Raw genomic sequence first — 11,877 nt, 5'->3', positions numbered from 1 at the left:
TAGGGCTCAATACATTGGCCGGTGAAGAGTGGATCCTAAATATCAGCCGAACCCCCGACCCTCTCAATCACTAACAGAAAGTAAAAAGCCCCAGTCTCTCGACTAGGGCTCAATATAAGTGGTCGGTGAAGAGGGATTCGAACCCCCGACCCTCTGGTCCCAAACCAGATGCGCTACCAAACTGCGCTATTCACCGAAACAATTTTTTACTTTAAGAACATCGAACGAGGGTCACCCTCTGGTCCGCTACTCCTAAACCCGGGATGCGCTACTAAATCGCGCTATTCACGGATAAAATCTGTTACTTATTTTATCTCAAATTTAATCAAGAAAGGAAACATCGGTTACCTAAATAATGGGGTGGCTAACGAGACTTGAACTCGCGACAACCGGAATCACAATCCGGGGCTCTACCAACTGAGCTATAGCCACCATCAACTTTTGCAATAACCGCTTGCCTGCCGTTATTTTAAGCTAAGCCATGGGCTAGCTTTTTAATAAGTGGTCGGTGAAGAGGGATTCGAACCCCCGACCCTCTGGTCCCAAACCAGATGCGCTACCAAACTGCGCTATTCACCGAAACAATTTTTTACTTTAGGAGCATCGAACAAGGGTCACCCTCTGGTCCGCTACTCCTAAACCCGGGATGCGCTACCAAACTGCGCTATTCACCGAAACAATTTTTTACTTTAAGAACATCGAACAAGGGTCACCCTCTGGTCCGCTACTCCTAAACCCGGATGCGCTACCAAACTGCGCTATTCACCGAAACAATTTTTTACTTTAGGAGCATCGAACGAGGGTCGCCCTCTGGTCCGCCACTCCTAAACCCGGGATGCGCCACTAAATTGCGCTATTCACCGACAAAACCTGTTACTTATTTTATCTCGAATTTAATCAAGAAAGGGAACATCGGTTACCTAAATAATGGGGTGGCTAACGAGACTTGAACTCGCGACAACCGGAATCACAATCCGGGGCTCTACCAACTGAGCTATAGCCACCATCAATGTTGCCAACATGCACCAATCAACCCACCAGATGGCGCGCCCGAAAGGATTCGAACCTTCGACCTTTGGCTCCGGAGGCCAACGCTCTATCCAGCTGAGCTACGGGCGCATGCCCTATCGGCGGAGTGGAATAATACGTATATCCCCTAAGGTCGTCTAGTACTTTTTTAACTTTTTTTCTCGTTTGACGGCTTTTTCATCAACCGCTGCGATAAAATGACCGAACAGGATGTGATTCATCCCTTGAAGATCGCAACTTGTTGTTTATTGCAACATCCGAACGGGATATACTTACTCTATATTTACATTGATTTAACAGGTTTTATCATTTTAAATCAATAGAACCCAATCTTAGTATAAAATTTAGGTAAGATACGCTTACCCTTGCAATGTAAAGTGAGTTAATGGATATGTCTCGATCAGCCTTAAGCGTACTATTTGCTACGTTCACCTTTTCGGCCGCAGTATTTGCGATGAGCCCCAGTGATTATGATGCTATCGCTGAACGCATCAAACCTGTCGGCAACGTTTATCTTGCTGGTAATGAACCGATAAAAGAAGAGCCTATCGGCCCTCGTGATGGCGAGACAGTCTATAAAACTTTTTGTACCGCCTGCCATGCAACGGGAGTAACTGGAGCACCCAAAACTAGAGATGCTCAAGATTGGGCTCCTCGGCTTGCACAAGGTAAAGATGTATTAGCCAAACATGCCATACAAGGTTTTAACCTAATGCCAGCCCGCGGCACATGCATGAATTGTTCCGATGAAGAAATTGTTGCTGCCATTGAACATATGATCGCCGGGCTATAGTCGGCGGCACCCGATAACCTCTGCTCAGAGCTTGGCTACTGGGGTCGGTTGGCACTAGGCTCTGATTGGATCATTTTTTATTAAACATCGACCTTATATTGGCAATATGGGCTTGCCCTTTACTCATCCGCTCTTCTTGCGAAAGGACTTTTTTCTTGGTTTCCCACGCCACATCATCATAAGGTAATTCATCTAAAAAGCGGCTTTGGGTCGGTTTTAGTAATTCGCCAAATTGTCGGCGTTCTTTACATAAGGTGAAGGTTAACTCTCTTTGAGCACGGGTAATACCGACGTACATTAACCGTCGCTCTTCTTCGACATTATCCTCATCAATGCTGGTTTGATGTGGCAAGATACCTTCTTCAGCGCCAATTAAATACACGTAAGGAAATTCTAAACCTTTCGATGCGTGTAACGTCATCAGTTGTACAGCATCACTGTCGTCATCTTGTTCTCCACGCTCCATCATATCGCGTAGCGTTAAACGTTGTACGACTTCTTGTAAGGTCTTCTCTTGCTGATCGTTATTTTCACCTGCTAAATCAGCAACAATCCATGAGTAAAGTTCAGAGACGTTCTTCATGCGCATCTCTGCCGCTTTAGCGCTGGAAGACGTTTCGTATAACCAGTCTTCATAATGGATATCACGTACCAGCGAACGTACCGCTTCCACAGTATTTCCTCGTTCAGCATTATCTGCAATAGCGACTAGCCACTCGGTAAAACGACGTAAGTTATCTAGTCCGCGTCCCGAAAGATGCTGCTCAAGACCAAGTTCAAAACTCGCCGCATATAAACTTTTTCCGCGCATATTGGCATAACTGCCCAATTTTTCTAAGGTTGCGGGGCCAATTTCTCGCTTCGGAGTATTTACGATGCGTAAAAAGGCATTATCATCATCTGGATTCACTAATACGCGCAGATACGCCATGATATCTTTGATCTCAGCGCGCGCAAAAAATGAAGTACCTCCTGATAATTTATACGGAACTCGGTTTTGCATCAGTAACTTTTCAATTAATCGAGACTGATGGTTGCCACGATATAAGATAGCGTAATCACGATAGGCGGTACGGTTAAGAAATTTGTGCGCGATCAGTTCAGCAGTCACTCGCTCCGCTTCATGGTCTTCATTATTAGCGATAATCACTTTGAGCTTTTCGCCCTCAGGTATTTCAGAAAACAGTTTTTTTTCATACACATGAGGGTTATTGGCAATCAAAATATTCGCCGCTCGCAAGATTCGACTCGTTGAGCGATAATTTTGCTCCAATTTGATCAGCCTTAAGTTGGCAAAATCACACCCTAATTGAACAAGATTTTGCGGTTTCGCTCCGCGCCAAGAGTAAATGGATTGATCATCATCACCCACTACGGTTAATCGACCACGCTCCCCGACCAGTAATTTCACCAACTCGTATTGACTCAAGTTGGTATCTTGGTATTCATCCACGAGTAGATAACGGATACGGTTTTGCCAACGTTGACGGACTTCTTCCTGGCTACGTAACAATAATACCGGTAATGAAATGAGATCATCAAAATCAAGCGCATTATAGGCTCGCATCTGTTTTTGGTAACAATCAAAACAGAAGGCGAATAATTGTTGCAGCTCCCCTTTAGCGAGCGCTTTCGCTTGCTCAGGGGAGACCAGATCATTTTTCCAGTTGGAAATGGTACTCAATAGTTGGCGTAATAAATCTTTATCACCCTCTAGTTGTTTATCCGTAAGTTCTTTGAGTAATGCTAACTGATCTTGATCGTCAAATAATGAAAAGCCCGCTTTTAGGCCGAGATGCTTATATTCGCGCCGAATGATATTGAGCCCTAACGTGTGAAAGGTGGAGACCATCAAACCTCGAGATTCGGTTTTACCAAGCGTTTGCCCCACTCGCTCTTTCATTTCGCGTGCCGCTTTATTAGTAAAGGTTACCGCGGCAATATTGCGAGCTTTATAACCACATTGCTGTACGAGATAAGCAATTTTATTGGTAATCACACGGGTTTTTCCCGAACCAGCACCAGCCAGAACCAAGCAAGGACCTGATACATATTTGACTGCTTCTTCTTGTCTTGAGTTGAGCTTCATAGTGTTTTTAATCTTATCATTCGGGCCTGCCATGATACTGCTTGTTCAGCTTAAGCTCCAAGAAAAGAACTCAGTATCATTAAATTTACTGCACAAGTGTATTGCATAAATGACTAGGTTATAGGCTATAATGTGGGCGTGACGGTTAAGTTAACATCACCAAGGAAGCTCTATACTGTCATGGATAATATGCAAACAAAACGATAACAACAGGTTGCAATTTAAGGTCACTTAAGCAGAGAATGTTTACTGTTATCAAGCATTCCCTGTTGTTGAAGATGTATTAGGGGCTGCGTAGTACTCAGCCGAGTCTTTAAATAACCGTCGCCCATGCATCATCTCTTGATATATGGGTATTTCAACTGGATGACGAAAGCCTGGAAGTAGTAGTCGATGCTCGTTGGGACACAATCATTCAATATTAACTTGGAGTTCTCACCAGAATGAAAAAGTGGACATTTTTTATGTTACTTATCGTGGTACTGCTATTTGGTAGCGTGATAGGTTTCAATTTATTTAAACAACAGAAGATCGCTGAATATATGGCGAATCGGCCAGAAGCCGAATTTCCAGTGACGGTAACAACGGTTAACTCGGTCGATTGGGTTCCTGTCATTGAAGCGATCGGGTTTATCGAACCAAATCAAGGAGTGACGCTCACCACAGAAACCAGTGGTGTGATTGACCGAATTCTATTTGACTCAGGCACTCAAGTTGAAGAAAACCAACCTTTACTTTTACTTGACTCTGAAGTTGAAAAAGCAAATTTAAAAAGCTCTCAAGCTCGCCTCCCTGCTGCTAAAGCAAAATATGAGCGGTATAAAGGCTTATTTAGTAAAGGCTCAATTTCTCAAGAGGCATTTGATGAAGCAGAGGCTAACTATTATTCACTTTCTGCGGATATTGAAAGTTTAAAAGCGACGATTGCTCGGCGTGAAATCAAAGCCCCTTTTGCTGGTGTAGTGGGCATTCGTAATGTCTATCTTGGCCAATATTTACAACCAGGCACAGATATTGTTCGCCTCGAAGATACCAGTGTTATGCGGTTACGTTTTACCGTGCCGCAAACGGATATTTCACGTATTTCTATGGATCAAGAAGTAGACATTTTTGTTGACTCGTATCCGAACCGCTCCTTCAAGGGGTCGATCAGTGCTATCGAGCCCGCCGTTAGTGTACAAAGTGGTCTGATCCAAGTCCAAGCGGATATTCCCAACAGTGAAGGTAAATTACGTAGTGGGATGTTTGCTCGAGCCAACATCATTTTACCCAAGCTCGCCGAGCAAGTAACCTTACCGCAAACGGCAATCACATTTACCCTTTATGGTGATAATGTCTTTGTTATCACAGAACAAGATGGGGTTAAACGTGTTGAACAAAGAGTGGTTAAAGTCGGTGAACGTAAGAAAAATATTGCGCACATCCTTGAAGGGGTTAAGGCTGGAGATATTGTTGTCACTTCTGGTCAGGTACGTTTAAGTAATGGTGTCAAAGTTCGTATTGTAGAAAGTGACGCCACAACTCCACCCGCTGAAACACCAATGCTGTAACCGGAGGAATTATGCGCTTTACTGATGTTTTTATTAAACGTCCAGTTTTAGCGGTATCGATCAGTTTTTTGATTGCACTGCTTGGTTTACAAGCGGTGTTCAAAATGCAGGTCAGTGAATACCCTGAAATGACTAATACCATAGTGACCGTCTCAACCAGTTACTATGGTGCGAGTGCTGACTTGATTCAAGGCTTCATCACGCAGCCATTAGAACAGGCAATTGCACAAGCGGATAATATTGATTACATGATTTCACAATCGGTATTAGGTAGTTCAAAAATCACTGTCAATATGAAACTCAACACCGATTCAAATGCGGCGTTGTCTGATATTTTGGCAAAAACCAACTCTGTTCGTTCTCAGCTTCCTAAAGAAGCTGAAGACCCAACCGTCACAATGTCGACGGGGTCAACAACAGCGGTTATGTATATTGGGTTTACCAGTAATGAATTAAACTCCAGCCAAATTACCGATTATTTACAGCGGGTTATCAACCCACAACTCTACTCTTTAGATGGTATTTCGAGCATCGATCTATATGGTGGTATGAAATACGCATTAAGAGTCTGGCTGGATCCGGCCAAAATGGCGGCATTTAATTTAACCGCCGCAGACGTTATGGGCGTGTTAAGTGCGAACAACTACCAATCAGCAACGGGTCAAGCGATTGGTGAGTTTGTCTTGTTTAATGGTAGCGCTGACACACAAGTCTCTAATGTAGAGGAATTAGAAAACTTAGTTGTAAAAACTGAAGATGGTAATGTGACTCGCTTAGGAGATATCGCCAAAGTGACTTTAGCAAAAAGTCACGATACCTACCGAGCGAGCGCGAATGGTCAAGAAGCGGTTGTTGCTGCTATCAACGCGGCTCCTAGTGCTAACCCAATCAATATTGCCAAAGATGTTTGGGAAGTGATTCCCGAACTTAAACGCAATATGCCAAGCAACATCAAAATGAATGTGATGTATGACTCGACCGTGGCAATTAATGAGTCGATTCATGAAGTCATTAAAACCATCATTGAAGCAGCCATCATCGTACTGGTGGTTATTACGCTATTTCTTGGTTCTATACGCGCAGTGATCATTCCAATAGTAACAATACCTCTTTCATTGATTGGTGTTGCTATGGTGATGCAGGCGATGGGTTTCTCGTGGAACTTAATGACCTTGCTGGCGATGGTATTGGCGATTGGCCTAGTTGTCGATGATGCCATTGTTGTCTTAGAAAACGTTGATCGACATATTAAAGAAGGTGAATCCCCATTTAGGGCTGCTATTATCGGTACACGAGAAATCGCGGTCCCCGTGATTTCCATGACATTAACCTTAGGGGCGGTATACGCACCAATTGCACTAATGGGAGGCATAACCGGAGCCCTATTTAAAGAGTTCGCGCTAACCTTAGCGGGGGCTGTATTTGTCTCTGGTATTATTGCTTTAACGCTTTCCCCTATGATGTGTTCAAAAATGTTAAAGGCAAATGAAACGCCAAACAAATTTGAACAAAAAGTGCATCATCTCTTGGATAAAATGACACAACGCTATGGCAATATGTTGCAGTCAGTGATGGATCACCGCCCAGTTGTGATCGCCTTTGCTTTGATTGTGTTTGCAAGTTTACCGATTTTATTTAAGTTCATTCCTAGCGAACTTGCGCCTTCTGAAGATAAAGGCGTAGTGATGCTATTAGGTACCGGTCAATCCAATGCTAACTTGGATTACCTATCAAATACCATGAATGATGTGAATAAAATCTTATCAGCTCAACCCGAAGTACAATTTGCTCAGGTTTTTACTGGCGTACCTCAATCAAACCAAGCGTTTGGGATTGCTTCTTTAGTCCCTTGGAGTGAACGTCAAGCAAGCCAAGCAGAGGTTACTACTCGTGTCGGTAACTTGGTTAAAGATATTCCAGGAATGGCCGTGACAACATTCCAGATGCCTGAATTACCAGGCGCAGGCTCTGGTCTTCCCATTCAATTTGTGATGACCACACCGAATGCTTTTGAAAGCTTATTCACTATCGCTAGTGATGTGCTCGTGGAAGTGCAATCAAGTCCATTGTTTGTTTACTCAAACCTAGACCTTAATTATGATTCCGCGACCATGAAAATCAACATCGATAAGGATAAAGCTGGCTCTTATGGTGTGACCATGCAGGATATTGGTATCACTCTCGGTACCATGATGGCTGATGGTTATGTCAATCGTATCGATCTCAGTGGTCGCTCTTATGAGGTGATTCCGCAGGTCGAACGAAAATGGCGTCTCAATCCAGAGTCAATGAACAACTACTTTGTACGGGCAATCGATGGAAAAATGATCCCTTTAGGTAGTTTAATTACTATTGATGTCGTGGCCGAACCTCGCGCTCTACCACACTTTAACCAGCTCAATTCAGCAACAATTGGAGCGGTTCCTTCACCAGGAACGGCGATGGGTGATGCCATCAGCTGGTTTGAAAATATAGCATCAACTAAGTTACCAAAAGGCTATAGCCATGACTACATGGGTGAGGCTCGCCAATATGTAACTGAAGGTAGTGCTCTTTATGTCACTTTCGGTTTAGCGCTTGCGATTATCTTCTTGGTGCTTGCTATCCAATTTGAATCGTTAAAAGATCCTCTCGTGATCATGGTTTCCGTTCCTCTGGCTATTTGTGGTGCTTTGATTGCCTTAGCTTGGGGCGCATCAACCATGAATATCTATTCACAGGTCGGCTTAATTACCTTGGTTGGGCTAATCACTAAACACGGTATCTTAATTTGTGAGGTTGCCAAAGAAGAGCAACTCCACAATAAGCTCAATAGAATTGAAGCGGTAAAAGCAGCAGCTAAAGTGCGTTTACGCCCAATTCTAATGACGACTGCAGCCATGATTGCGGGTCTGATTCCATTAATGTATGCCACCGGTGCCGGAGCAGCTCAGCGCTTTAGTATTGGGATTGTTATTGTCGCTGGTTTATCAATTGGGACGCTATTCACGCTATTTGTTCTACCCGTGATTTATAGCTACCTTGCCGAGAAGCACAAACCACTGCCTATCTTTGTTGAAGATAAAGACTTAGAAAAACTGGCAAGAATTGATGAAGCCAAAGCTGCTCAGCGTCAATTAGCTGAAAATAAGTAATCAAGGCATACCATTTAATCGTTACCAAAGGCCACTCTTGTGGCCTTTTTCATCACCAACTGGCGACTTTCAATGATGAATTGCATAGAATGAGCAGAATAAATATAGGAGTGAATAAACAATGTTTGATCCAAAGAAAATTGAGCAAATTGCAAAACAGATTCACGAATCTATGCCGCAACCGGTTAAAGATCTAGGCGCAGATGTAGAGCAGAAAGTTCGTCAAGTGATTCAAGGTCAACTGAATAAATTGGATATGGTCAGCCGTGAAGAGTTCGATGTACAAACCCAAGTATTGCTACGTACTCGACAAAAGCTGACAGAAATGGAGCAAAAACTGGCGGAATTGGAAAAAAAACTGGCTAACCGGTAATCAATGCTTACTCTATTAGGATCGGCTTGGTTTTTCCTATCTTCGATCATATAAAGGGCTCAGTCTTAAGACAAAGCCCTTTTACTTTATTATCGATGTTGTATTTACATTTTTATAGTGTTGATAAGTCGAATCAATCACCAACAGCGATACGTTGCATATCTTTCATATAGCCGCGCAGTTCTTCACCGATATATTCCACAGGATGGTTGCGAATGAGGCTATTAACTTCGATCAAGGTTGCATTATCAACTTGGTTGGAAACCTGACCCAAACCTTTACCAATCACATCTGTACTGACTTTTGGCATAAACTTTTCACGCAATAATGGGGTGGCAACATTAGCAAATAAGTAGTTGCCGTATTCTGCCGTATCCGAGATAACGACATTCATTTCGTACAAGCGTTTACGTGCAATGGTATTGGCAATCAGTGGTAATTCATGCAACGATTCGTAGTAGGCTGATTCATCGATAATGCCTGATGCAGTCATCGCCTCAAACGCTAACTCAACCCCAGCACGAACCATGGCAATCATAAGAATACCGTGATCAAAGTACTCTTGTTCAGCAATTTTCACATTTGTTTCTGGATAATTCTCAAATGCAGTTTGTGCCGTTTCAGCGCGCCAACCCAACAGCTCAGCATCATCATTAGCCCAGTCTGCCATCATCGTACTAGAGAAATAGCCGGAAATGATGTCATCCATATGTTTGTTATACAGTGGACGCAATAAATCTTTTAGCTCTTCAGATAGCTCAAATGCCTTAATTTTCGCTGGGTTTGATAGACGATCCATCATATGAGTAATACCACCAAATTTCAGAGCTTCGGTAACAGTCTCCCATCCGAACTGCAGCAATTTACCGGCATATCCAGGATCAATACCCTCAGCAACCATTTTCTCGTAGCATACAATCGAACCCGCTTGTAACATGCCGCATAAAATAGTTTGCTCACCCATTAAGTCAGATTTAACTTCTGCAACAAAAGATGACTCTAAACAACCAGCCCGGTGCCCCCCCGTTGCAGCAGCCCACGCTTTTGCAATATCCCAGCCTTCACCTTTTGGATCGTTTTCGGGATGTACCGCTAGTAAGGTTGGAACACCAAAACCGCGTTTATACTCTTCACGCACTTCCGTCCCTGGGCACTTAGGAGCAACCATGACTACTGTAATATCTTTTCGGATCTGCATACCTTCTTCGACAATATTAAAGCCATGAGAATAGCCCAATGCGGCTCCATCTTTCATTAAAGGCATCACTGTTTCAATAACGTTAGAGTGTTGCTTATCTGGTGTTAGGTTGATCACTAGATCCGCTTGTGGAATAAGTTTTTCATAACTGCCAACAGTAAATCCGTTATCTTTCGCATTTTTATAAGATTGGCGCTGCTCATCAATCGCGGCTTGACGTAGCGCATAAGAAACATCTAACCCCGAATCACGCATGTTTAAACCTTGGTTTAAACCTTGAGCTCCGCATCCAACAATGACTACTTTCTTACCTTTTAGAAATTCCGCTTCTGTCGCAAACTCTTCTCGAGCCATAAAGCGACATCGACCAAGTTGATCGAGCTGCTCACGTAAATTTAATGTGTTGAAATAATTAGCCATTGGGTGCTCCTTGATAATGTTCCATTCAACCGGTGTCGATACACCGAATATTGTCATAGTAATGCGGACATTTAATTGCTTAAAGTGATATATTCACAAGTAGTTATTGCAATAAATGCAAGATACATTAATTATGAATATAAAAACCTTACGACTCTTCGTTCATCTCTGTGAAAGTAAAAATTTTAGCAGTACAGCAAAGATGCTGCATATCAGCCCTTCCGCATTAAGTCGACAAATTCAAAAACTAGAGGACGAGATTGGTCACCGTTTGTTTGTTCGTGATAATCGAAGCGTAGAAATTACACCATCCGGCTATAAACTGTTACCTGTTGCTCAACGTATGCTGCACGATTGGCGGCAATTAGAGTTGCAGCTAGATGAACAACATAGTGAATTAAAAGGAGAGATCCGCTTATTTTGCTCAGTTACGGCCAGTTATAGCCATCTACCGGATTTGCTCAATGCTTTTAGACTCCAGCACCCTTATATTGAGTTTAAATTACTCACGGGTGATCCTGCTCAAGCGATTGAAATTATTCTTGAAGATGAAGCGGATATTGCCATTGCTGCTATCCCCGAGCATATTCCTTCAAGACTTGAGTTTGCGACGATCAGTGAAATACCATTGTCAGTGATCGCTCCTACGGGAGTGAGTCATTTCTTAGAAGAACTGCAAAAAGAGTTTCCTGATTGGAATCAAATCCCCTTTATTGTTCCCGAAGCAGGGACGGCACGGGAAAGAGCCAACAGTTGGTTTAAACACATGAAGATTAAACCAACGATCTACGCACAAATCGCAGGACATGAAGCCATTGTAAGTTTAGTCGCATTAGGTTGTGGTGTTGGTGTGGCACCGGATGTCGTGATCAACAATAGTCCGCTCAGAGATAAGGTGCAAAAGCTTTCAGTATTGCCAATTAAACCTTTTAAGTTAGGGGTGTGCTGTAAACGATCGCAACTCGATGATCCATTAGTCAGAGCATTATGGCGGGTGATCCGTAACTTCCAAAATTGTTGACGGGTCAAGAAAGTCCAAATCCTAGTATTTTTCCTATTTGCCCAATACAAAAATCCCCAGCATTGCTGCTAGGGATTCTTTATCAGTGGCGGAGCGGACGGGACTCCCTGCTATTAAAAAACAAGCGCGACCCCCAGCGTGACAGGCCGACTTTCTATCTATTCAATTAAAATTATCCGCTGTCTACTGTCTACTTTTCTCTCGTATTAATAGCGAACAATAAAAAATCCCCAGCATTGCTGCTAGGGATTTCTTATCAGTGGCGGAGCG

The 11,877-nt window shown here is 43.1% G+C and carries 7 protein-coding genes and 5 tRNA genes; 5 read left to right on the top strand and 7 right to left on the bottom strand.

What is annotated here, in order from left to right:
• Positions 1–119: 119 nt before the first annotated feature.
• From CAG57_RS13255 to CAG57_RS13235, 5 genes are all read right to left on the bottom strand, one after another.
• Positions 120–196: transfer RNA gene (locus tag CAG57_RS13255), tRNA-Pro, on the bottom strand.
• Between the two features lie 160 nt (positions 197–356).
• Positions 357–432 (bottom strand) — tRNA-His (locus CAG57_RS13250).
• Positions 433–502: 70 nt separating this feature from the next.
• Positions 503–579, bottom strand: a tRNA-Pro gene (locus CAG57_RS13245).
• A gap of 349 nt (positions 580–928) precedes the next feature.
• Positions 929–1,004: transfer RNA gene (locus CAG57_RS13240), tRNA-His, on the bottom strand.
• A 38-nt stretch (positions 1,005–1,042) separates the two neighbouring features.
• Positions 1,043–1,119 (bottom strand) — tRNA-Arg (locus tag CAG57_RS13235).
• A gap of 295 nt (positions 1,120–1,414) precedes the next feature.
• Here CAG57_RS13235 and CAG57_RS13230 point away from each other — a divergent pair.
• A complete protein-coding gene (locus CAG57_RS13230) occupies positions 1,415–1,822 on the top strand; it encodes a c-type cytochrome (RefSeq protein ID WP_099610851.1) in 408 nt (135 codons plus the stop codon).
• A gap of 70 nt (positions 1,823–1,892) precedes the next feature.
• Here the strand turns inward: CAG57_RS13230 and rep are convergent, their stop codons facing one another.
• Complete coding sequence (gene rep, locus CAG57_RS13225; RefSeq protein WP_099610862.1) at positions 1,893–3,911, bottom strand: DNA helicase Rep; 2,019 nt, start codon at positions 3,909–3,911, stop codon at positions 1,893–1,895.
• 443 nt (positions 3,912–4,354) lie between these two features.
• On the opposite strand from rep, the gene CAG57_RS13220 reads away from it, so the two are divergent.
• The 3 genes from CAG57_RS13220 (at position 4,355) to ubiK (ending at position 8,968) form a co-directional block, all read left to right on the top strand.
• The gene (locus CAG57_RS13220; RefSeq protein WP_161428278.1) at positions 4,355–5,461 is read left to right on the top strand and encodes an efflux RND transporter periplasmic adaptor subunit; all 1,107 of its coding nucleotides are present in this window, start codon (positions 4,355–4,357) and stop codon (positions 5,459–5,461) included.
• 11 nt (positions 5,462–5,472) lie between these two features.
• Positions 5,473–8,595 carry a multidrug efflux RND transporter permease subunit gene (locus CAG57_RS13215; protein ID WP_161428279.1) on the top strand — a complete coding sequence of 1,041 codons (3,123 nt, stop codon included), beginning with the start codon at positions 5,473–5,475 and terminating at the stop codon, positions 8,593–8,595.
• A 121-nt stretch (positions 8,596–8,716) separates the two neighbouring features.
• Complete coding sequence (gene ubiK / locus CAG57_RS13210) at positions 8,717–8,968, top strand: ubiquinone biosynthesis accessory factor UbiK (RefSeq protein WP_161428280.1); 252 nt, start codon at positions 8,717–8,719, stop codon at positions 8,966–8,968.
• A gap of 133 nt (positions 8,969–9,101) precedes the next feature.
• On the opposite strand, the gene ilvC is transcribed toward ubiK, so the two are convergent.
• Complete coding sequence (gene ilvC, locus CAG57_RS13205; protein WP_161428281.1) at positions 9,102–10,586, bottom strand: ketol-acid reductoisomerase; 1,485 nt, start codon at positions 10,584–10,586, stop codon at positions 9,102–9,104.
• Between the two features lie 133 nt (positions 10,587–10,719).
• On the opposite strand from ilvC, the gene ilvY reads away from it, so the two are divergent.
• Positions 10,720–11,607 carry an HTH-type transcriptional activator IlvY gene (gene ilvY / locus CAG57_RS13200; protein ID WP_161431097.1) on the top strand — a complete coding sequence of 296 codons (888 nt, stop codon included), beginning with the start codon at positions 10,720–10,722 and terminating at the stop codon, positions 11,605–11,607.
• Positions 11,608–11,877 lie beyond the last annotated feature (270 nt).

The organism is Vibrio sp. V30_P3S12P165 (assembly GCF_009904905.1).
Taxonomy (GTDB): domain Bacteria; phylum Pseudomonadota; class Gammaproteobacteria; order Enterobacterales; family Vibrionaceae; genus Vibrio; species Vibrio fujianensis.
This window is presented reverse-complemented; position numbering and strand designations above follow the sequence as displayed.